Below are 21,842 nucleotides of genomic sequence, written 5' to 3' on the forward strand. Positions count from 1 at the left end.
AAGACCTTCGGAATGCTCATTTACCACTCGTAAACTGCGCTTCCTCAGGTCTTTTCGCCTTGTTTGGCTCTAGCTCGCGAGACTTTGCCTAAGCTTTTGATGGCGGAACCCCGGCCCGGAGGTAGAGTCGAGATACCACTATCCTCTACCGGGAGCTCCCCTCATGTCCGCTCATCCCTCGATCGGTTTCATCGGCTTTGGCGCCATGGCCCAGCGCATGGGCGCCAACCTGCGCGAGGCCGGTTATCCGGTCCGCGCCTACGCCGAACACCAGCAGGACGGCGAGCGCCACGGCACGCCCATGGAGCCCCTGGCGACCTTGTTGCCCCAGGCCGAGGTGGTGATCGTTTCCCTGCCCAACGACGCCATCCTCGAACAGGTGCTGCTCGGTGCCGACGGCGTCCTCGCCCGTCTGGAAAGCGGTCGCCTGCTGATCAACACCAGTACCAACTCGCCCGCGCTGTCGCTGCGCCTGGAAGCGGCCGGCCGCGCCCGTGGCATCGCCGTGGTCGAGGCACCGGTGTCCGGCAGCACCCACGAGGCGGAACAGGCGCAACTGGTGGTCCTGGCCGGCGGCGAACCCGAGGCCGTGGAGCGTGCGCGGCCGATCCTCGAAACCCTGGGCAAGACCGTGCATCACGTCGGTCCGACCGGGCAGGGCGCGGCCATCAAGCTGGCCATCAACGGCCTGATGGGCGCGGGTCTCGCCGCCCTGGCCGAAGCCCTGGCCTATGCCACCCGCGCCGGTCTCGATGCCGAGGTGTTGTTCGAGGTGTTCGGTGACCTGGCGGTGCTCTCGCCCCACCACCAGCGCAAGCTGGCAGCCCTGCGCGAGGGCGACTTCGCGCCGCAATTCCCGGCGGCGCTGATGCACAAGGACATGGGCCTCCTGCTGGCCGAACTCAATGCCACCTTCCAGGGCGCGCCAACCCTGGCCGCCGCCGCGCAGCAACTGGCCCTGGGCGCCGAGCTGCATCCCGACGCGGACTACGTCATCACGGCCGATGTCCTGTTGGAAGAAGCCGAAGACGCCGCTACCCGGTAAGGGGGATGGCCGCATGCCCGTGCATGCGGCCAAGGAGGAGCCTCACACGTCGGCGATCCCCAATACCTTGGCGGTCTCGGCGCGACTCTGCCGGCAGGCTGCCGCGTCGGTCTTCAAGTCGAGGCCGTAGGTCGGCAGGATGCGCCGCAACGCCGGCAGCCAGGCGTCTTCGGTGAGACGCTCCGGGAAGCAGGTTTCCAGCACCTCCAGAGCGATGGCTGCGGCTGTCGAAGCACCCGGTGAGGCGCCGAGCAGCGCGGCGATGGAGCGATCCGCGGCGCTCACCAGTTCAGTGCCGAATTCCAGTTCGCCCTTCTTGCTCAGCAGGCCATGCTGGCCGGTGGGCTTGATGGTCTGCACCCGTTGCCCGGCCACCGCTTCCTGCCAGTCGCGCTTCTTCGCCAGGGGGAAGAACTGCTGCAGCATGGCGAATTGCTGGCTGGAGCTCTGGAAAATCTGCCCGATCAGGTATTCGGTCAGGTCCAGGTTGTCCTTGGCCACGTTCAGCAACGGCAGGATGTTGTCATGACGCAGCGAGGTGAAGAGATCGGTCAGGGCGCCGTGTTTGAGGAAGCGCGAGGAAAAGCCCGCATAGGGTCCGAACAGCAGCGAGCGCTGGCCGCCGACGATGCGGGTGTCCAGGTGTGGGACCGACATGGGCGGCGAACCCGAGGGCGCCTTGCCATAGACCTTGGCCTGATGCCGTTCGGCCAGCGCCGGGACGTCGCAGCGCAGCCAGATGCCGGAGATGGGAAAACCGCCGAAACCGTGCCCTTCGGGGATGCCGGACTTCTGCAGTAACGGCAGCGAGCCGCCACCGGCACCGATGAAGACGAACTTGGCGGTGACCTCCGTGCGGCCGCCGTGGTCGACATCCTCCACCGTCACCCGCCAGCGACCGCCATCGGTACGCGCCAAGTCCACCACCCGTTGGTGATAGTGCACGGCGAAGCCCGATTGCTGGCTGAGCTGACGCACCAGCAGGTGGGTGAGGGCGCCATAGTCGACGTCGGTGCCGGTCACCATGCGCGTGGCGGCAACCGGTTCGTCGGCACCGCGTCCTTCCATGATCAGCGGTGCCCACTGAGCGATCTGCGTGCGGTCCTCGCTGTATTCCATGCCGTGATAGCAGTGATGGGCGCTCATCGTCCGATAGCGTTCGCGGAGGAAGGCGACGTTGTCCGCACCCCAGACGAAGCTCATATGGGGGCAGGCGTGGATGAAAGCCTGCGGGTCCGGGATCGCACCCTTGCGGACCAGGGAGGCCCAGAGCTGGCGCGAGAGATCGAACTGGGTATTCACCTTGAGCGCCTTGGCGATGTCGACGCTGCCGTCATTGCGCTGCGGCGTGTAGTTCAGCTCGCAGTTGGCGGCATGGCCGGTACCGGCGTTGTTCCAGCCCTGGGAACTCTCCTGGGCGCAATCGTGCAGGCTCTCGAACAGCGTCACGCTGAGGCTGGGGTCGAGTTCCTTGAGCAGGGTACCCAGGGTAGCGCTCATGATGCCGGCGCCGATCAACACGACGTCGGGCGAATCCGTGGAAGACAATGACGACATGACAGTTTCCTCAGGCATTACGCCGGCTGGTTGGGAACGAAGCGCAGGTTCGCGTTGGGCTCGTAGATGACGTAGGCACGCCGCCAGGGCTCGTCGCCGAGCAGCTTCCAGCGGTGCCCGGAGCCAGTGTCGTCCTGGGCCAGCAGGACGTCGCCGGGCCGCAGCACGAAGGTCTTGCCCGACTTGACCTCGAACTCCAGGGTGCCGCTCAGGGTGATGACGAACTGGGGCTGCGGGTCTTGGTGCCATTCGAAGGCACCTCCCGCCGTGGTTTCCTGGAAGGACAGCTCGTTTACCGCGATGGGCAGGCCTGAGGCCTTGCCATGCAGGCCTTCGCCCAGTTCCAACTGCCCTTCCTCGAACAACGAATTACCGTCGTTGCCGGTCCAGAGCCGTACACATCGAATGGCCATTTCTGTCTCCTGAAACATCGGTAGGTTGCTTGCGGCGCGGGTTTCACCAAGGCAACGGGGCACCCGCCGGGCCCCGGTTCACGTGAGGGCCGGCCTCTTACAGGCTGGCCGCCAGTACGATGCCCAGGGCTATTCCGGGAATGGCGAGCAGGGTGCTGAACAACACGCTGCGCGCTGCTTCCTCGGCATAGACGCCCTGGGCCATGGCCAGGCTGGGCGCCGCGGTGGCCGAAGGCAGCAGGCCGAGCAGGAACACCTGCTGGAGCAGCTCGCCGTGCAGGCCCAGCGCCAGACCCATACCCAGCAGCACTAGCGGCTGCAGCAGATTCTTCAGCAGCAGGTTGCCGAGGATGTCCCGGTCGAAGCTTGGGCGGATGCTGGCCAGGATCAGGCCCAGGGTGAACAGGGCGACGCCGCCTGCCGCCCGGCCGATTTCGTCCGTCGCCGCCACCAGCAATGCCGGGGGCCGCAGGCCGAGCAGGGCGCAGGCCAGTCCCAGCAAGGGCAGCAGCACCAGCGGCTGGCGCACGGCCTTGGCGAGCGCCTGGGCGGCCCCGCCACTGCTCAAGAGCACCAGCGACAAGGGAATGATCACCAGGGTGACGATCAGGTTGCCGACGATCACCGCCAACAGGGCGGACGGGCCGACCGCCGCGAGCAGGACCGGCGGCCCGCAGTAGGCCATGTTGGGAAAGGCCACGGTGATGCCACGCAGGGTCGCCTCGCGCCAGTTGTATCCGCCGCGCACGCGACCCAGCGCCAGGCCCAGTAGCCAGATACCGATCAGGCCGGTTGCCAGGGTCGCCACATAGGGCAGGTTGAGGATCTGTTCGGGCCGGGTCTTGGCGGCAGCGAGAAAGAGGCTGATGGGCAGGGCGAAGGTGACTACGAAGGCGGCGAGGATCTTGCTCGCCTCCGCGGGCATGACCCGCCAGCGACCGGCACACCAGCCGAGGGCGGTGACGAAGACGATGGGCGCAAGGGCCTGGGCGATGATCTCGATCATGGCCGCGCCCTCCCAGGGATGACGAGGGCGCCAGGGGCAGCGGCTGAAGGTGGTTGGCAGGTGAGTCGCGCGGGGATGTCGGCGGTACGACGGTTCATCCGAAACTCCTGAGCTGGGATCGACAAGGTGTCGCTCCAGGCGTGTCCTACGGCAGAGGTGGTGGCCTCGCCTGAAGCGCTCTGGAAGGCGGCTTTGCTCTCTTATTGATGGTGTTTAGAAACTTTTGTTTACAAATAATGTGCGGCAAATTGTCGCATCTAGACCTTGGTCGGATTCCCGTGCTTGCCTTCTTGTGGGTCTTCATCTCGCTCTTCGCGCGGCTGCGCTTCCGCGCGCAGCGTCGGTCGCTCCTGGATGCGGGAGCGTTGCCCTTCCTCTAAGCTACCGGCTGGATTCCCGGGGCGGCCCGGGCACTGGCGGTCCTTGCGGGGAGAAGGATGATGACCACCACCCCGAGTTTCTGGCGCGATCCCGCGCTGCCCTTTCTCGAAGCCCGCTCCATCCAGGACGGTCGCGCGCTCTGCTATGCCCCTCATTCCCACGAGACCTTTTCCATCGGCACCGTGCTGGGTGGGCGCAGCCGCTATCACAATGGACCGACCCGCGAACTGGTAGGGGCGGGTACCCTGGTGCTGATGAATCCCGGCGACGTCCATGCCTGCAATCCCCAGGGCGAGGACGCCTGGCGCTATCGCATGCTGCATGTGGACGCTGGCTGGCTGGCCGAGCTACAGCGCCCGGGTGCCGACGACTTCCAGCCGCTGGCGGTGCAGCTGTCCCAGGACGGCCAGCTGTACGCCGGGTTGGAGGCGCTGCATGCATGCCTGGTCGACCCCGACAGCCTCACCCTGCAGCGCCAGAGCCGGGCGCTGCTGTACTTCGAAGCCGTGCTGGCGCGCCTGGGTCGCACGCCCGTTGCGATGTCGCTAAGGCGCGAGGATCGCCGCCTGCGTCGCGCCGCCGACTTCCTCGAAGCCCACTGCGCCGAAGGCGTCAGTCTCGACCAACTGAGCCAGGTCGCAGATCTCTCGCCCACCCAGTTGATCCGCAGCTTCCGCCGCCACTATGGCCTCACGCCCCACGCCTACCTGATCGATCGCCGCATCCGCCTGGCGCGACAACGACTGCGCCAGGGCGAGGAGCTGGCCGAGGTCGCCCTGGCCACTGGCTTCGCCGACCAGGCCCACCTGCAGCGCACCTTCAAGCGCCTGGTGGCGGCTACTCCCGGTCAGTACCGCGCCGCTTCAACCCTCCCACAGCAGTGAGGCGGCGCACAGCACCAGCAGCACCGCCAGGCCGCGATTGAGCAGGCGCAGGCGGGGCGCCGCCAGGGCGCGACCGCGCAGCCATTCGCCGGCCACCGCCCAGCAGGCGAGCGAGGCGAAGCAGATCACCAGATAGAGGACGGCGAACAGCGCCAGGCGCCCGCGATCCTCGCCGACGAACAGCGCCACCCCGGCCGCGGCGGCGAGCCAGGCCTTGGGATTGAGCCACTGCAGCAGGGCGCCATCACGAAAGCCCGGACAGTGCCGCAGCTGGCCGGTGCCCAGGTCCCCGGAGGCCCTCGCCAGTTTCCACGCCAGGTACAGCAGAAAGAGCGCGCCGGCCGCGCGCAAGACCCAGAGCAGCATTGGCCAGGCCGCCAGCACCCCATGCAGGCCAAGGCCAACCGCCACCAGCAACACCACGAAGCCAAGGGTGGCGCCCGCGACATGCCACAGGGCCGGGCGCCAGCCATGGGTCAGGCCGGTATTGAAGCCCACCAGGTTGACCGGGCCGGGCGAAAGGGAAGCCACCAGGGCAAAGGTGGCCATGGATAGAATCAGGGTCATCGCTAGGTCTCGTCGATTGCGCAAACCTGACCCTAGCGAGCGTGACCGTCCGCCGTATTGAAGAAAATGACCCTTCGAGCCCGACGAAAGGCGGGAATTCGCGGCGTTTCGCTGACGTCCATTACAGCGAGCCGAGCGCTCCCCCGGTGGTTTCAACGTCGCTGTCGGCCATCGGGGCTTTCTTCTTTCACGTCCTGACGGCTAGGGCGCGATGGGCAGGGTGAAGGTGAAGGTACTGCCCTCGCCCAGGGTACTGGTGACGCTCAGCTCGCCACCATGGGCCTCGACGATGCCCTTGGCGATATACAGCCCCAGCCCATGGCCGGTGGGGTTGTCTTCCTGCACATGCCAGAAACGCTCGAAGACCCGCGCCTGCTGCGCCTGGCTCATGCCACGACCGTTGTCGCTCACACTGATCTGGGCCATGGGACCGACCCGCTGCATGCTCAGTTGGACCAGACCACCCGGCGCGGTGAATTTGATGGCATTGCCCAGCAGATTCATCAGCACCTGGAAGATGCGCTCGGCTTCCACCAGCACCTGAATATCCTGATCGGCCGCGTATTCCAGGCTGATGTACTTGATCTCCGCCAGCGGTCGCGACAGCAGGATGGGTTGCGCACAGACGTCGGCCAGACGCGCCTGCTTCAGATCCAGCGCCAGGCGATCGGATTCGATCTTCGACAGGTCCAGCAGGTCGCTGATCAAGGCATTCATGCGGTTGGCCGCGGTCTCTATCACCTCCAGCGAACTGGGCAGGCGGTCATCGCCCAGCGCCAGCTTTTCCAGCTGGCGCTGCAGCATCCCGACCTTCATCAGGATAATGGTGATGGGGCTGCGCAGGTCGTGGGAGACCGCCGCGACGATCTCGTCGCGCAGGCGTACCGCCTGGCGCTCACGCTCGACCTGACGCGCCAGGTCCAGCTCGATGGCCGAACGGCGCAGGTCCTTGGCGGCGAACAGGTCGGATGGCCGCCAGCGCTGGGAGCGCAGCTGTACCAGTTCCTTCCAGGCGTCGAAGGAGCGCCGTGGATGGGGATAGTTGAGGCCAGGACCCGAGACGGGCGCCGTGGGCTCCAGCTTGGCCGGATTACCGCTCCAGACCACGGTGGTCACGATCTCCGGGCGGAACCAGAGCACCAGGTTACGTACCGGTTTGGGGAGCGCCAGCGCCAGGACGCCGCTGGCCCGGTCGCTGTAGCGACGGGCATCGGGCAGTTCGTCGGCCAGGCAGCGCGTCGCATAGATGCCCGAGGCGTCCATCTCGGCGGTGACCCAGGCGGCGAGGATACGGATGTCTTCCGCGCTGGGGCATTCGCCCAGGCTGCAGAGCTCGTCCTCCACCAGCACCGCGACACCGGTGGCATCCACCAGCTCCAGCAGATCCGTGGCCCGCTCGCACAGGCCGCTGAGCACCTCGCCGCGGCTGTCGCACATCCCCTGGATCAGCGCGGCCAATTGCGCCTCGCGGGCATCAATCTCGCGCTGGACCTGGCGATTCTCCAGCGCGCGGATCATCAGGGACACCAGCACCCCGACCGAGCGGCAGGCCATCCGGGTGCGATAGGGCAGGTACAGCGGCTCGCGATGGCCACAGCTGATCAGCCCCCAGAGCTTGTCGTCGCTGATCAGCGAAACGCTCATGGAGGCACGCAGACCCTGGTTGCGCACGTACTGGCAATGGATGGGCGACACGCTGCGCAGCACGGCGTGGGTCAGGTCGATCGGATCCCGCTCGCTGCCGTGTAGAAAGGCCGGCACCAGGGGCACTGCCTGGTACTGGGCGTCGGGAATGTTGCGGATCCAGTTCTCATGATAGAGCGCCCGCGCCTGGGCAGGAATGTCGGCTGCTGGGAAGTGCATGCCCAGATAGCTGTCGATATCCTCGACGCGGTCCTCGGCCACCACCTGACCATCGCCACCGTCGTCGAAACGATAGACCACCACCCGGTCGAAGCCGGTCAGTGCCCGCACTTCCCGTACCGCGCCTTCGCACAGCTCGGGCAGGGTGCGCGCCTGTTGCAGACGCGCCAGGGCGCGGGCCAGGCCCGCCGGCTCGACACCGCCGTGGTCATCCGGCTCGAATTCCAGGAACACCAGCCCATGATTGCGATGCAGGATCACGTCCATGTCGCGAATCGGGCGCGTCCAGCTCAACGGATTGGCTTCTTCCAGATGTTCCAGCGTCAGCGCCTGTCGCACCTGTTCCAACAGATCGACGGGCAGGACCTGCTGCAGCGGCCGACCCAGCAACTCCACCTGCGGCTTGCCCAGCAACTCGGGCAGGTTGTGACTGACATGCTTGACCAGCCCCTCCACCTCCTCGAAAGCGATGAGATAGCCATGTGCCTGGATAGCGCCTGGAATGCGGATCGGCTCGCTTTCGCAGCTTTGCAGCGACTGACCGGAAGGTGCAGCAATCATGCGACTGTCTCAAATGAACTCTTGAATAGGACCGCTCCAGGGCGATCCTGTTAAAGCTTTAGCACCGAATGGCTGTGAATGTGATGCCGGTCACGCAGTTTCAGCATCCGTTGCACTAGTTTCGCATTCGCAGTGGCCGATAACGATTATTGCGCTTCTCTTTCGGACGAAGGGTTCTTGGACTGACCTGAGATGTCCTGGCTGGCCTCCCTGCCTGACGGCGGTATCATGGGCTTTTGCCCAGAGTCCCAACATGGCCCGCTTCCGTCCCTTGCCCATCATCGACCGCAGCCGGGATGACCTGTTCATGCGTGAGGCCCTGGCCCTGGCGGAGCAGGGCGCGGGGCAGGGCGAGGTGCCAGTCGGCGCGGTGGTGGTGCTGGATGGAGAGGTCATAGGCCGGGGGTTCAATCGGCCCATCGGGGCCCATGATCCCAGCGCCCACGCCGAGATGCAGGCCATCCGCGATGCCGCCGCGCGCCTGGCCAACTACCGGCTGCCGGGGGCGACCCTCTATGTGACGCTCGAACCCTGCAGCATGTGTGCCGGCCTGATCGTCCACAGTCGTATCCAGCGGCTGGTCTATGGCGCCAGCGAGCCCCGCGCCGGCATGGCCCAGAGTCGCGGTCGCTTCTTCGAGCAGGACTTTCTCAACCATCGGGTGCTAGTGGAAGGCGGGGTGCTGGCCGAGGCCTGCGGCCAGATGCTGACCGAGTTCTTTCGCGCGCGACGCCATCCGGTGGCTGGCGAGGGTTAGGCCGCCAGTTCGCGCATCCGCGTGAGCACCGCATTCAGGCCATTGCTGCGCGATTGCGACAGCTGCCGTTCCAGGCCCAGCTCGGTCAGCCAGCCATGGATATCGAGACGGCCCAACTCGTCGCGGGTCAGGCCATTGGCCCGCACCAGCACCACCGCGAGCAGCCCCTTGAGTACCCGAGATTCGCTGCTGGCGCGAAAGAAGTGGCGATCGCCCTGGGCTTCATGGGTCAGTCGTACTCGGCTCTCGCAGCCCTGTACCAGATCCTCGTCGCGTTCTTCGCGTACCGCCGGCAGGCGCTCGGCCCACTGCAGCAGCAGGCGCGAGCGCGCTTCCCAGCCCTTGGCGATGACGAAGGCGCGGCGGGCTTCCGCTGCATCGGGAAGCAGATTCATCGCAAGAGCTCCAGAGCGTTGTCGAGTGCCGTGAAAAAGCGCTGCAGATCTTCGGCATCGTTGTACAGGCCCAGGGACACCCGCAATGCACCCGGCGTCTGCAGGGTCTGGAACAGCGGCATGGCGCAGTGCTGACCGGCACGCACCGCGATGCCCTGTTCACCCAGCAGGTGGGAAAGATCGCCGACATCGACGCCAGCTACCTGGAAACTGGCCAGGGCGATCTGCGGCTCGCCCAGTACCCGGACACCCTCGCGGGCGGCCAGCCCGGCCAGCAGCTTCAGACTCAGGGCCTGCTCGTGACCGCGGATCAGCGTCTCATCCTGGCCCTGAAGCCAGTCGACCGCCGCGCTCAGGGCGATGGCCGCCCCTATGGGCGGCGTCCCCGCCTCGAAGCCCATGGGGGCAGCGTGAAAGCGGGCGTCGGTGAAGGAGGTGTGCTGCACCATCTCGCCACCGAATTGCCAGGGCTTGAGCTGCGCCAGGCAGTCGGCCTTGCCCCAGAGCACGCCGATGGCCTCGGGCGCATAGAGCTTGTGGCCGGAAAAGACATAGAAATCGGCGTCGAAGTCGCCTGGGCGATGACGTCCGTGGACCGCGCCCTGGGCGCCGTCCACCACCAGCCAGGCCGGCGAGCATGCCCGTACCAGGGCGGCGAGCTCCGCCAGCGGCTGCCAGGTGCCAAGGACATTGGACAGCTGGCTGACCGCGACCACGCGCGTTCTCGGCCCCAGCAATCGCTCGGCGGCTTCCAGATCCAGATGACCGCTCGGGGTCAGGGGGATAACCCTGAGCTGCAGTCCCTTGCGCCGGGCCAACTGCTGCCAGGGCAGCAGGTTGGCGTGATGTTCCAGGGCACTGATGAGGATCTCATCCCCGGCGGCAAGGGCGTCTTCCAGACCATAGGCCAGCAGGTTGAGCGCCTCGGTGGCACCGCGGGTCAGCACCACCTCGTGCGGCGAGGCGGCGCCCAGCCAGGCGGCGATCCGCCCCCGGGCGCCTTCGTAGGCAGCGGTGGTGCGCTCGGCCGCCCAGTGCTGGGCCCGGTGCACATTGGCCGCGCCCAAGCGGTAGCTGGCCAGCAGGGCATCCAGCACCACCTGGGGCTTCTGCGCCGTGGCGGCGCTGTCGAGATAGGTGATGCCATCGGCGGCGAACGCGGTGAAAGCCGGAAATTCGGCTCTCCAAGGGGAGGGTAGCGACATGGCGACAGCTCCGGGGTAGCCCGCATGGCGCGGGCTGCCCGGTTGTGGACTCAGTTGTGCGCGTGCAGCGCTTCGTTGAGTTCGATGGCGGTCTTGTTGGTCTTGCATTCGACCGCGCCGGTTTCCGAATTGCGGCGCAGCAGCAGATCGCTCTGACCGGCCAATTCGCGGGCCTTGACCACCCGCACCAGCTGGTTCTGGTCGTCCAGCACCGCCACCTTGGTCCCGGCGGTGACATAGAGACCGGATTCCACGGTGCAGCGATCGCCCAGTGGGATGCCGATGCCGGCGTTGGCGCCGATCAGGCAGCCTTCGCCGACGCTGATGATGATGTTGCCACCACCCGACAGGGTGCCCATGGTGGAGCAGCCACCACCCAGGTCCGAGCCCTTGCCGACGAAGACGCCCGCGGAAACGCGGCCTTCGATCATGCCGGGGCCGGCGGTACCGGCGTTGAAGTTGACGAAGCCTTCGTGCATCACGGTGGTGCCTTCACCCACATAGGCACCCAGACGCACGCGGGCGGTATCGGCGATGCGCACGCCGGCCGGCACCACGTAGTCGGTCATCTTGGGGAACTTGTCCACCGAGAAGACTTCCAGCAACTTGCCGCGCAGACGCGCTTCCAACTGCTCGGCCGGCAGCTCGGCCAGGTCCACGGCGCCCTGGTTGGTCCAGGCCACGTTGGGCAGCAGGGCGAAGATGCCGCTGAGGTTCAGGCCATGGGGTTTGACCAGGCGATGGGACAGCAGGTGCAGCTTCAGGTAGGCCTCGGGAGTGGAGGCGGGCGCGGCGTCTTCGGCCAGCAGGGTGGCCACCAGCGGCTTGGTGCTTTCCGCCAGACGGGTCAGCAGCGCCGATTGCACGGCATCGATGCCCTTGAGGGCTTCGGCCAGACCGCGCGCCTGGGCCGGGGCGAAGGCGATAGCCTGGTTGCCGCCCTGGTAGTCCAGCAGCGGCGCGACCGCCTCGACCAGCGCCGCCGGGGGATTCAGCAGGGGCTGTGCATAGAAGACTTCCAGCCAGGCGTCCTGGCGATTCTGGGTGCCGACACCGAAGGCGATACTGAAGAGGGCATTCGACATGAGACTGTTCCTTTGCAGAGGCACCGATCCGGTCGGTGCGAGATGTTCGGTAGTAGGGGCGGTGGCCGCGGGGTTCAGTTCAGGGCCGCGGCATAGAACTCGGGCTTGAAGCCCAGCAGGGTACGGTCGCCGAGATCGAGCACGGGTCGCTTGATCATCGAAGGCTGCGCCAGCATCAGATCGATGGCCCTGGCGGTGTCGAGGTCGGCCTTCTGGGCGTCGTCGAGTTTGCGGAAGGTGGTGCCGGCGCGATTGAGCACCTTGTCCCAGCCATGTTCCGCGCACCAGGCCGCCAGCCGCTCGCGGTCGATGCCGCTCTGCTTGTAGTCATGGAAGTGATAGGCCTGGCCGTGCTCGTCGAGCCATTGGCGGGCCTTCTTCATGGTGTCACAGGCCTTGATGCCGTAGAGGCTCAGGCCACTGGCCGCTGCGGGCATGGCGTTCTCCTGCGAAAGACTGCAACCGCAGATTATGCCATGACGGGCCGGAAAAGGGCCGGGCGTCGCGCCCTGAGTGAAGAGGGTGGAGGCCGGAAAGCAGAAGGCCGGGGAGTCCCCGGCCTTGGCGATCAACCGCGGCTTTTCACGCCGTAGGTTTCGTCGAGGGTGCCGGGGGTACCGTCACCCTTGGGCGCGTAGTCCCGCGGCGCTTCGGTCGGACCGTCGATGCGCTCGCGACTGGACGGGTAACGCTGCTCGGCGCTGTGCAGCGAGGCCAGCAGGTGCTGACGGGTCAGTTCGTCCTGAGCCAGACGCTCGGCGCCTTCGGACAGGTGCGACTGCATGTCCTGGTAGGTCTGGGTGAGCTTGCGCACCAGGCCGGCGGTGGTACTGAAGTGGCTGGTGACCTCGTGCTGGTAGTCGTCGAACTTCTTCTGCAGATCATCCAGCTGGCGCTGCACCCGGCTCGGCGCGGCACCCGGCACCAGGCGTGCCAGCAGAAAACCTATCCCGACCCCGATCAGCAGCGCGACCAGGGGCAACAACCAGGTAGTGAGCGACTGTTCCACGAAACTTCCTCTATGAGCGGCTTTGCTTTACGGTAACGGCAGACCGGCGAGCCTGTACACTGGGTTGCGTCTTCTGCCATTCGCTGGGCGTCATCATACCCCGCAGTCAGGCATCGCGCAGGATCGACCCTATCAAAATCAACTCCTTGGATGAGCACTGTTCGTCCGGGATCACGGAGTCAAGCGTGTCAGCCCGTGAACAACCCCTGCTGCTGGAGGGCCCCGCGGGCACTCTGGAAGCGCTGTACCAGAGCCCTGAAGCCCCCACCGGCGCGGTCCTGCTCTGTCATCCCCATCCGCTCCATGGCGGCGCCATGCAGAACAAGGTGGTCGCCACCCTGCAGCGCATCGCCCGGGATGCCGGCCAGGCCACCCTCAGATTCAACTTTCGCGGCGTCGGCGCCAGCACCGGCGTGCATGCCGGTGGCGAAGGCGAGATCGACGATGCCGCGGCCGCCCTGGCCTGGTTGCGCGAGCGCCATCCCGACCTGCCCCTGACCCTCTGCGGCTTCTCCTTCGGCTCCTGCGTCGCCGCCTGCCTCGGCGGGCGCCTGGAAGGCGAGGGCGTGGCGGTGGAACGGCTGTTCATGCTGGCGCCGCCGGTGGAGCGTTTCGCGGTCGACGGCCGCCTGCCGCAACGGGCGCGCCTCACCGTGATCCAGCCCGAGGCCGACGAGGTGGTGACCCCCGAGCGGGTCTATGCCTGGTCCGCCGCGCTCGAACAGCCGCACGAATTGCTCCGCGTCGCCGACTGCAGCCATTTCTTCCATGGCAAACTCGTCGAACTCAAAGATCTGGTCCTGCCCCGCCTGCAGGCCTGACCCTCGTTAGTCTCTCGGATTTCCAGCGCCTCCATGACCACTCGCATCCTCACTGGCATCACCACCACCGGTACCCCGCACCTGGGCAACTATGCCGGGGCCATCCGTCCCGCCATCCGCGCCAGCCTGGCCGACGATGCCGACTCCTTCTATTTCCTCGCCGACTACCATGCCCTGATCAAGTGCGACGACCCGGCGCGCATCCAGCGTTCGCGCCTGGAGATCGCCGCCACCTGGCTGGCCAGCGGCCTGGATCCGCAGCGGGTGACCTTCTATCGCCAGTCCGACATCCCCGAGATCCCCGAACTGACCTGGCTGCTCACCTGCGTCGCCGGTAAGGGCCTGCTCAATCGCGCCCATGCCTACAAGGCCGCGGTCGACCGCAACCTGGAGCAGGGCGAGGATCCCGATGCCGGGGTCACCATGGGGCTCTACAGCTATCCGGTGCTGATGGCCGCGGACATCCTCATGTTCAACGCCCGGCGCGTGCCGGTCGGGCGCGACCAGATCCAGCACGTGGAGATGGCTCGCGACATCGGTCAGCGCTTCAACCACCTGTTCGGCAACGGGCGCGACTACTTCGCGCTGCCCGAGGCGGTGATCGAGGAAAGCGTCTCCACCTTGCCCGGTCTCGATGGCCGCAAGATGTCGAAGAGCTACGACAACACCATCCCGCTGTTCGGCAGCGCCAAGCAGCTCAAGGACGCCATCGCCCGCATCGTCACCGACTCGCGCCTGCCCGGCGAGCCCAAGGACCCCGACAGCGCCCATCTCTTCACCCTCTACCAGGCCTTTGCCACCCCCGAGCAGAGCGCGGCCTTCCGCGCGGCCCTGCAGGACGGCCTGGCCTGGGGCGAAGCCAAGGGCCAGCTGTTCGAGCTGCTTGACGCCGAGCTGGGCGAGGCCCGCGAGCGCTATGCGGCGCTGATCGCCCGTCCCGACGATCTGGAAGACATCCTGCTGGCCGGCGCCGCCAAGGCCCGCCGCGATGCCACGCCCTTCCTCGGCGAACTGCGCGAAGCCGTGGGCCTGCGCTCGCTCAAGACCCAGGTCGCCGTCGGCAGCACCAAGAAGAAGACCAACAAGACCGCCCGCTTCGTCAGCTTCCGTGAAGGCGATAGCTTCCGTTTCCGCCTGCTCGACACCGACGGCACCGAACTGGCGCTGTCGATCCCCTTCGCCGAAGCCAAGACCGCCGGCATCACCAGCAAGCAGCTGGTCGCGACGCCGGCCAGTGTCGTGGCGGGAGACGGCAATGGCTTCCAGCTGCTGCTGGACGATCAGGTGGTGGCCGAAGGCGTCGCCAGCGATTCCCCCGCCACCCGTGACGCCCTTGTCGAGCGCACCCGCGCCGCCCTGGCGCAATTGGCCGAAGCCTAAAGGGCACCCGCGGTCCCCGGCGTTGTCAACGCCAGGGACCGCCATTACAGTGACCACCCTTTTTTCCCACCCGACCAGAAGCCGCCATGACCCCCCTCGAGCGTTACCAGGCCGACCTCAAGCGCCCGGAGTTTTTCTACGATGCTGCCCAGGAAGAGGCCGTCCGCCATCTGCAGCGCCTCTATGATGAATTGCTCGCCGAGCCCGCGGCCAAGGGCGGCCTGTTCGGCAAGCTGCTCGGGCGCAAGACGGTCACGCCGGTCAAGGGGCTGTATTTCTGGGGTGGGGTAGGGCGCGGCAAGACCTATCTGGTCGATACCTTTTATGACGCCCTGCCGTTCAAGCAGAAGATGCGCACTCACTTCCATCGCTTCATGAAGCGCGTGCATGAAGAGTTGCGCACCCTCAAGGGCGAGAAGAATCCCCTGACCATCATCGCCCGGCGCTTCGCCGACGAGGCGCGGGTGATCTGCTTCGACGAATTCTTCGTCTCCGACATCACCGATGCCATGATCCTGGCGACGCTGCTCGAAGAGCTGTTCAAGAACGGCGTGAGTCTGGTCGCCACCTCGAACATCGTCCCCGACGGCCTCTACAAGGACGGTCTGCAGCGCGCGCGCTTCCTGCCGGCCATCGCCTTGCTCAAGGAGCACACCGAGATCGTCAACGTCGACAGCGGCGTGGACTATCGCCTGCGCGCCCTGGAGCAGGCCCAGCTCTTTCACTATCCGCTGAGTGAGGAGGTCGAGGCCGCGATGGCCAAGAGCTTCCGTTCGCTCACCGTCGAGTGCAACGACCTCTGCGAAGACGTGCCGCTGATGATCGAGAATCGCGAGATTCGCGCCCGCCGCACCTGCGAAGACGTCGCCTGGTTCGATTTCCGCGCCCTCTGCGACGGTCCGCGCAGCCAGAACGACTACATCGAGCTGGGCAAGATCTTCCAGACGGTGCTGGTCAGCAACGTCGAGCAGATGGATGCGCTCAAGGACGACATGGCGCGGCGCTTCATCAACCTGGTCGACGAATTCTACGATCGCCAGGTCAAGCTGATCCTGTCCGCCGAGGTCGAACTCAAGGACCTCTATTCGGGTGGCCGCCTGGAGTTCGAATTCCAGCGCACCCTCAGCCGTCTGCTGGAAATGCAGTCCCACGAGTACCTCGCTCGACCGCACAAGCCCTGAACCCTGGCTGGGTTGAAGGATCAATCCTTTGACCCAGGTTTTCGGGAGGTACGTGTGAATTCTGACCCCTTCGCCGATTGGGATGGCTCGCCTACCCAGGCGCGCATCCTGCAAAAGCAACTGGCCAAGCAGGTCCTGTTGCACGACGACTTCGGCTCGCCGCGGCGTTATGCCGGTGTCGATGTAGGCTTCGAGGAGGGCGGCGAGATCACCCGCGCGGTCGCCGTTCTGCTGGATGCCGAGACCTTGCAGCCGCTGGCCCATGCCGTCGCCCGCATCCCCACCGTGATGCCCTATGTGCCAGGCTTGCTGTCCTTTCGCGAACTGCCGGCGTTGCTCCAGGCCTTGGCGGAATTGCCAGAGACCCCCGAGCTGGTGTTCTGCGATGGCCACGGCATCGCCCATCCACGCCGATTGGGTATTGCCGCCCATCTGGGCGTGGTCACCGGTCTGCCGACGATTGGCGTGGCCAAGAAAATCCTCACTGGCCACCACGGCGAACTCGCCGAGACGCGCGGCAGCCAGGTCGACTTGCTGAATCGCGAGGGTGGGGTGATAGGTACGGTGCTGCGCAGCAAGGATCGGGTCAAGCCGCTGATCGTCTCGCCCGGCCACCGGGTCAGTCTGGCCACCGCGCCCGCGCTGGTCATGGCCTGCGTCAGACGCCACCGCCTGCCGGAACCCACACGGCTGGCAGACCACCTGGCCTCACGCCGTCAGGGCTCGGCGGCTACCCAGGCGCTCTTTTCCTTCTGATTCTCTGCTTGCTTTTTTACCCTGAGCGGGTATCATGCCGCAGCTTTCTTGGCGGGGGATGCCTAAGCCTGCCGAGATCGCCGTAGCGGACGCCGACCCGAGCCCCCGAAGAGCGTCTGTTTCCGGCTGCCCCTGACTTGTCTGGGGTTGCACTGTTGTGTAGAATTTGCCGTCTTTTTACCAGGGCGGCCTCTGAGGCCATAGAGAATGAAAACTTTCACCGCAAAACCGGAAACCGTTAAGCGCGACTGGTACGTCGTCGACGCTGCTGGCCAGACTCTGGGTCGTCTGGCTACTGAAATCGCCACTCGCCTGCGTGGCAAGCACAAGCCCGAATACACTCCTCACGTTGACACCGGCGACTACATCGTCGTCATCAACGCCGAGCAGGTTCGTGTGACCGGTGCCAAGACTACCGACAAGATGTACTACCATCACTCCGGTTTCCCGGGTGGCATCAAGTCGATCAACTTCGAAAAGCTGATCGCCCGTGCTCCCGAGCGCGTCATCGAGACCGCCGTCAAGGGTATGCTGCCGAAGAACCCGCTGGGCCGCGACATGTATCGCAAGCTCAAGGTGTACAAGGGTGCGAACCATCCGCACACCGCTCAGCAGCCCCAAGAACTCAAGTTTTAATCGGGATAGTACAACATGTCGGCAACTCAAAATTACGGTACCGGCCGTCGTAAGACTGCCACCGCTCGTGTCTTCCTCCGTCCGGGCACTGGCAAGATCTCCATCAACGATCGCGCTCTGGACACCTTCTTCGGCCGCGAAACCGCGCGCATGGTCGTGCGTCAGCCCCTCGAGCTGACCGAGACCCTGGAGAAGTTCGACATCTACGTTACCGTCGCTGGCGGTGGTGTGAGCGGTCAGGCCGGTGCTATCCGTCACGGCATCACCCGCGCTCTGATCGAGTATGACGAAGGCTACCGCAGCTCCCTGCGCAAAGCCGGTTACGTCACTCGTGACGCCCGTGAAGTCGAGCGTAAGAAAGTCGGTCTGCGCAAAGCGCGTAAGCGTCCGCAGTACTCCAAGCGTTAATCCTTCGGGATACGCTCGAAAAACCCAGCCAAGCGGCTGGGTTTTTTTATGCCCGGCATTTTTCCAGCAGGGATGTCGTAGGTTGGGCTGAGGCAGCTCCACCGCCGAAGTCCGGCAGCGACCGTACCTTGAGGCGTTGGGCTTCGCTACGCTCAGCGCCAACCTACGGGAGTATGCCTGGGCAACGTAGGTTGGGCTGAGACGGCTCTATCGTCGAAGCCCAGCAAGCAAGCAATGCATCCCTGCTGGCATTGGGCTTTGCTACGCTCAGCGCCAACCTACGGGGGGTTACCCAGGCAACGTAGGTTGGGCTGATACGGCTCTATCGTCGAAGCCCAACAGGCAATGCATCCCTGCTAGCATTGGGCTTTGCTACGCTCAGCGCCAACCCGTGGGGATGTATCCGGGCGGCGTGGGTGGGGCTTACCAGCTACCGCAGGCCCTGGCACCTCCTTGAATTCCGGGCATGAAAAAGGGCGCCAAGGCGCCCTTTTTCATCTACCGCCAGAATCAGCGGGTGTGGTTTTCCCGCGACTCGTTACGCTTGCGGTCGATCTCGGCCTGAGCGGCTTCATCTGCCTGCACCGTGTCGGCCTGAGCGGCTTCATCTGCCTGCACCGTGTCGGCCTTGGGGGCTTCGGCGGAGCTATCGTGCTCACCGGTCAGGGCGACGTTGGCCGCTTCTTCCTGGGCAGGGCTAGGCACGACTTCGACGGGCTCTTCCACCACGATTGGCGCGGACTCGGCTTCAGCGGCGGGCAGCTCTTCGGCGGCCTGGACGGGCTGAGCCTCGGGTGCCTGCTGCGGCTCTACGGTCCCTACCGCTGCGGTAGCGAAGGTTTTCTCGGTTTCCGCGATGGCGCCCAGGGCAGGGGCTTGCGCATCCTGCTCGGCCTGCTCGGCCTGCTCGGCCTGCTTGGCACGGGCAGCCTCAGCTTCACGGGCCAGGCGCTCACGGCGACGACGCTCGCGCGGATCATTGGAGGCGCGACCTGCAGCCGATTCTGCCGCGTCGGTCTCGACCGGTGCTGTGGGGATGGGCGCGGTTGCAGTTACCGGAGCGACCTGCTCGGCGACCGGTGCGGCGATTTCCACTTCCTGATGCGGTGCACGCTCGTCCTGCAGCTGGCTCACCTGGGGGGTGAGAATCTCCGGCTGGGCAGGGGCGTCGGCGGCAGGCTGCTCCAGCGCAGCTTCCTGAGTCGCTTCGGCGGCGGCAGGAGTGGTGTCGGCAGCGAATGTCGGTTCCTGCTGGCGAACGTCACGAACCTCTTCCTGGGTAGCAATGGCGGTCACGCTTTCGCTGACCACGACGGCGGTACCCAGGGCGACCGCGGCCGGCGCGACAGGGGCATCGGTGGCTGCAGTACTCTGCTCTTCGTCTTCGATGAAGTTGCCGTTGGCATCACGCTGACGCTCGCGACGGTTGCTGCGACGACGCTGACCGCGGGAACGGCGACGCGGACGCTCTTCGCCTTCTTCCAGCTCCTCGTTGCCGTCCAGTACCTCTTCTTCGTTCAGCTCTTCGGCACTGGCCGCTTCCTGACGCTCTTCGCGCACCTTGCGTTCTTCGCGCGGTTGACGCTCTTCACGCGGCTTGCGCTCTTCGCGAGCCGGACGCTCTTCGGCACTCACGCGCTCTTCGCGCGGCTGACGCTCCTCACGAGGTTGGCGCTCTTCGCGGGACTGACGCTCTTCACGCGGCTGGCGCTCTTCGCGATTGGCGCGCTCCTCACGGGGCTGACGCTCTTCGCGCGGCTGACGCTCCTCGCGGGGCTGGCGTTCTTCACGCGGTTGACGCTCTTCGCGGTTGGCGCGCTCTTCACGGGGCTGACGCTCCTCGCGAGCCGGACGATCTTCACGGGCCTGACGCTCTTCGCGGGGCTGACGCTCTTCACGCGGCTTGCGCTCTTCGCGGGCCGGGCGCTCGCTACGCTCGCCACGGTCGGCGCGGGGCTGACGCTCTTCACGCGGCTTGCGCTCGTCGTCACGACGGCCTTCGCGGCGGCGATTCTGCTGGCGACCGTTGCGGCGCTCGTCCTGGCTGCGCTGCTCGTCGCTGCTCTTGGCGGCGACCGGCGCGGCAACGGCCTTATCGGCCATCGGCTGCTCTTCGGTCTTGCCGGCGAACAGGCTGACCAGGGACTTCACCAGGCCCTTGAACAGGTTCGGCTCGGCAGTGGCCTTGGCTGCGGGGGCGGCGGGCGCCACCACTTCGGCGGTGACCGGAGTAGGGGCCGGCGCGCGCTCGGGCGCGACCTTCACCGCCGCTTCCTGGCGCACCAGGGTGCGGGTGGAGCTGACCGGTTGCACCTCTTCGGCTTCGGTATTGGCCATCTCGTAGCTGGACTGGCTGTTCAGCAGCTCGGGATTGTCGTCACGCAGACGCTGCACTTCGAAGTGCGGGGTCTCGATGTGATCGTCCGGCAGGATGATGATGCGCACGCGGGTACGCAACTCGATCTTGGTGATGCTGTTGCGCTTCTCGTTGAGCAGGAAGGACGCGACCTGGATGGGTACGTGGGCACGGACCTCGGCGGTGCGATCCTTGAGGGCTTCTTCCTCGATCAGGCGCAGGATGGCCAGCGACAGGGATTCCACATCGCGGATGATGCCCTGGCCGTTGCAACGGGGGCAGACGATGCCGCTGGTTTCCCGCAGGGAAGGGCGCAGGCGCTGACGGGACATTTCCAGCAGGCCGAAGCGCGAGATGCGACCGATCTGCACGCGGGCGCGGTCGGCTTCCAGGGCTTCGCGGACACGATCTTCCACGGCGCGCTGGTTCTTGACCGGGGTCATGTCGATGAAGTCGATGACGATCAGGCCGCCGATGTCGCGCAGGCGCAGCTGGCGGGCGATTTCCTCAGCCGCTTCCAGGTTGGTCTGCAGGGCGGTTTCTTCGATGTCGCCACCCTTGGTGGCGCGCGCCGAGTTGATGTCGATGGACACCAGGGCTTCGGTGGGGTCGATGACGATGGAGCCACCCGACGGCAGCTTCACTTCGCGCTGGAAGGCGGTCTCGATCTGGCTTTCGATCTGGAAGCGATTGAACAGCGGGACGCTGTCCTGGTACAGCTTGATCTTGCTGGCGTACTGCGGCATCACCTGGCGGATGAAGCTCAGGGCCTCTTCCTGGGCTTCGACGCTGTCGACCAGGACCTCGCCGATGTCCTGGCGCAGGTAGTCGCGGATGGCGCGAATGATGACGTTGCTTTCCTGATAGATCAGGAAGGGACCCTTGCGCTCGCCCGAGGCTTCGTTGATGGCGGACCAGAGTTGCAGCAGGTAATCGAGGTCCCACTGCAGCTCTTCGGTGCTGCGGCCCAGGCCTGCGGTGCGCACGATCAGGCCCATGTCGCCCGGAGCGTTCAGGCCGTTCAGGGCTTCGCGCAGTTCGTTGCGCTCTTCACCCTCGATGCGACGGGAGATGCCGCCCGCGCGGGGATTGTTGGGCATCAGCACCAGGTAGCGACCGGCAAGGCTGATGAAGGTGGTCAGGGCGGCGCCCTTGTTGCCGCGCTCTTCCTTTTCGACCTGGACGACTACTTCCTGGCCTTCGGAGAGCACTTCCTTGATGTTGACGCGGCCTTCCGGGTTCTTCTTGAAGTATTCCCGGGAGATTTCCTTCAGCGGCAGGAAGCCGTGGCGATCGGCCCCGAAGTCGACGAAGGCGGCTTCCAGGCTGGGTTCGATGCGGGTGATGCGGCCTTTGTAGATGTTGGCCTTTTTCTGTTCGCGGGCTCCGGACTCGATGTCCAGATCGAACAGGCGTTGACCGTCGACCAAGGCAACCCGCAATTCCTCGGGCTGGGTCGCGTTGATGAGCATTCTCTTCATGTAATACCACTACGTTCCAGGCTCTCGGCCCGCGTGGTGGCAACAGGATTCAGGAGAAGGGTGCACGGGGTCGTATCGAAACCGGAGTAGCTCCG

20 protein-coding genes are annotated in these 21,842 nt (G+C 65.7%); 9 read left to right on the forward strand and 11 right to left on the reverse strand.

What is annotated here, in order from left to right; genetic code table 11:
- Positions 1-163: 163 nt before the first annotated feature.
- The gene (locus tag BMZ43_RS14350) at positions 164-1,045 is read left to right on the forward strand and encodes an NAD(P)-dependent oxidoreductase (protein WP_093254539.1); all 882 of its coding nucleotides are present in this window, start codon (positions 164-166) and stop codon (positions 1,043-1,045) included.
- Positions 1,046-1,087: 42 nt separating this feature from the next.
- Here the strand turns inward: BMZ43_RS14350 and mqo are convergent, their stop codons facing one another.
- The 3 genes from mqo to BMZ43_RS14365 form a co-directional block, all read right to left on the reverse strand.
- Complete coding sequence (gene mqo, locus BMZ43_RS14355; RefSeq protein WP_371913882.1) at positions 1,088-2,593, reverse strand: malate dehydrogenase (quinone); 1,506 nt, start codon at positions 2,591-2,593, stop codon at positions 1,088-1,090.
- A gap of 26 nt (positions 2,594-2,619) precedes the next feature.
- Entirely contained in the window at positions 2,620-3,015 is a 396-nt protein-coding gene (locus BMZ43_RS14360) for a cupin domain-containing protein (RefSeq protein ID WP_017640009.1), read from the reverse strand.
- 97 nt (positions 3,016-3,112) lie between these two features.
- Complete coding sequence (locus tag BMZ43_RS14365) at positions 3,113-4,021, reverse strand: AEC family transporter (RefSeq protein WP_093254544.1); 909 nt, start codon at positions 4,019-4,021, stop codon at positions 3,113-3,115.
- A gap of 440 nt (positions 4,022-4,461) precedes the next feature.
- On the opposite strand from BMZ43_RS14365, the gene BMZ43_RS14370 reads away from it, so the two are divergent.
- Positions 4,462-5,286, forward strand: coding sequence for an AraC family transcriptional regulator (locus BMZ43_RS14370; protein ID WP_093254547.1), 825 nt, complete (start codon positions 4,462-4,464; stop codon positions 5,284-5,286).
- Here BMZ43_RS14370 and BMZ43_RS14375 read toward each other — a convergent pair.
- Positions 5,266-5,853 (reverse strand): LysE family translocator, encoded by a 588-nt coding sequence (locus tag BMZ43_RS14375; RefSeq protein WP_093254550.1) that lies wholly within the window; start codon positions 5,851-5,853, stop codon positions 5,266-5,268. The genes BMZ43_RS14370 and BMZ43_RS14375 overlap by 21 nt on opposite strands.
- A 201-nt stretch (positions 5,854-6,054) precedes the next feature.
- Positions 6,055-8,277: an ATP-binding protein gene (locus BMZ43_RS14380; RefSeq protein ID WP_093254553.1), complete on the reverse strand. Its 2,223-nt coding sequence runs from the start codon at positions 8,275-8,277 to the stop codon at positions 6,055-6,057.
- Between the two features lie 253 nt (positions 8,278-8,530).
- Here BMZ43_RS14380 and tadA point away from each other — a divergent pair, with 253 nt between their 5' ends.
- A complete protein-coding gene (tadA, locus tag BMZ43_RS14385) occupies positions 8,531-9,034 on the forward strand; it encodes a tRNA adenosine(34) deaminase TadA (RefSeq protein ID WP_093254555.1) in 504 nt (167 codons plus the stop codon).
- On the opposite strand, the gene BMZ43_RS14390 is transcribed toward tadA, so the two are convergent.
- The 5 genes from BMZ43_RS14390 to BMZ43_RS14410 all read right to left on the reverse strand — a co-directional run bounded on the left by BMZ43_RS14390 (position 9,031) and on the right by BMZ43_RS14410 (position 12,728).
- Positions 9,031-9,429, reverse strand: coding sequence for a SufE family protein (locus BMZ43_RS14390; RefSeq protein ID WP_093254558.1), 399 nt, complete (start codon positions 9,427-9,429; stop codon positions 9,031-9,033). The genes tadA and BMZ43_RS14390 overlap by 4 nt on opposite strands.
- The gene (locus BMZ43_RS14395) at positions 9,426-10,634 is read right to left on the reverse strand and encodes an aminotransferase class V-fold PLP-dependent enzyme (protein WP_093254561.1); all 1,209 of its coding nucleotides are present in this window, start codon (positions 10,632-10,634) and stop codon (positions 9,426-9,428) included. The genes BMZ43_RS14390 and BMZ43_RS14395 overlap by 4 nt, the downstream gene beginning before the upstream one ends.
- A gap of 50 nt (positions 10,635-10,684) precedes the next feature.
- Entirely contained in the window at positions 10,685-11,719 is a 1,035-nt protein-coding gene (gene dapD / locus BMZ43_RS14400; RefSeq protein WP_042137936.1) for a 2,3,4,5-tetrahydropyridine-2,6-dicarboxylate N-succinyltransferase, read from the reverse strand.
- Positions 11,720-11,793: 74 nt separating this feature from the next.
- The gene (locus tag BMZ43_RS14405) at positions 11,794-12,156 is read right to left on the reverse strand and encodes an ArsC family reductase (RefSeq protein ID WP_017640000.1); all 363 of its coding nucleotides are present in this window, start codon (positions 12,154-12,156) and stop codon (positions 11,794-11,796) included.
- Between the two features lie 131 nt (positions 12,157-12,287).
- Positions 12,288-12,728, reverse strand: coding sequence for a Z-ring associated ZapG family protein (locus BMZ43_RS14410; RefSeq protein ID WP_007160614.1), 441 nt, complete (start codon positions 12,726-12,728; stop codon positions 12,288-12,290).
- A gap of 185 nt (positions 12,729-12,913) precedes the next feature.
- On the opposite strand from BMZ43_RS14410, the gene BMZ43_RS14415 reads away from it, so the two are divergent.
- The 6 genes from BMZ43_RS14415 to rpsI all read left to right on the forward strand — a co-directional run bounded on the left by BMZ43_RS14415 (position 12,914) and on the right by rpsI (position 17,910).
- Positions 12,914-13,549, forward strand: a complete 636-nt coding sequence (locus BMZ43_RS14415) for an alpha/beta hydrolase (RefSeq protein ID WP_026083826.1) — start codon at positions 12,914-12,916, stop codon at positions 13,547-13,549.
- Positions 13,550-13,582: 33 nt separating this feature from the next.
- The gene (locus tag BMZ43_RS14420; RefSeq protein WP_068383794.1) at positions 13,583-14,929 is read left to right on the forward strand and encodes a tryptophan--tRNA ligase; all 1,347 of its coding nucleotides are present in this window, start codon (positions 13,583-13,585) and stop codon (positions 14,927-14,929) included.
- An 86-nt stretch (positions 14,930-15,015) separates the two neighbouring features.
- Positions 15,016-16,110 carry a cell division protein ZapE gene (gene zapE, locus BMZ43_RS14425; RefSeq protein ID WP_017640912.1) on the forward strand — a complete coding sequence of 365 codons (1,095 nt, stop codon included), beginning with the start codon at positions 15,016-15,018 and terminating at the stop codon, positions 16,108-16,110.
- A 54-nt stretch (positions 16,111-16,164) separates the two neighbouring features.
- On the forward strand, positions 16,165-16,866 hold the full coding sequence (gene nfi / locus BMZ43_RS14430) for a deoxyribonuclease V (protein ID WP_017640911.1): 702 nt from the start codon (positions 16,165-16,167) through the stop codon (positions 16,864-16,866).
- Between the two features lie 207 nt (positions 16,867-17,073).
- Entirely contained in the window at positions 17,074-17,502 is a 429-nt protein-coding gene (gene rplM / locus BMZ43_RS14435; RefSeq protein ID WP_007160609.1) for a 50S ribosomal protein L13, read from the forward strand.
- A gap of 15 nt (positions 17,503-17,517) precedes the next feature.
- The gene (rpsI, locus tag BMZ43_RS14440) at positions 17,518-17,910 is read left to right on the forward strand and encodes a 30S ribosomal protein S9 (protein WP_017640910.1); all 393 of its coding nucleotides are present in this window, start codon (positions 17,518-17,520) and stop codon (positions 17,908-17,910) included.
- 510 nt (positions 17,911-18,420) lie between these two features.
- Here rpsI and rne read toward each other — a convergent pair.
- Complete coding sequence (gene rne / locus BMZ43_RS14445) at positions 18,421-21,747, reverse strand: ribonuclease E (RefSeq protein WP_093254565.1); 3,327 nt, start codon at positions 21,745-21,747, stop codon at positions 18,421-18,423.
- Between the last annotated feature and the right edge of the window lie 95 nt (positions 21,748-21,842).

The organism is Pseudomonas sp. Snoq117.2 (genome assembly GCF_900110545.1).
Classification (GTDB): Bacteria; Pseudomonadota; Gammaproteobacteria; order Pseudomonadales; family Pseudomonadaceae; genus Chryseomonas; species Chryseomonas benzopyrenica.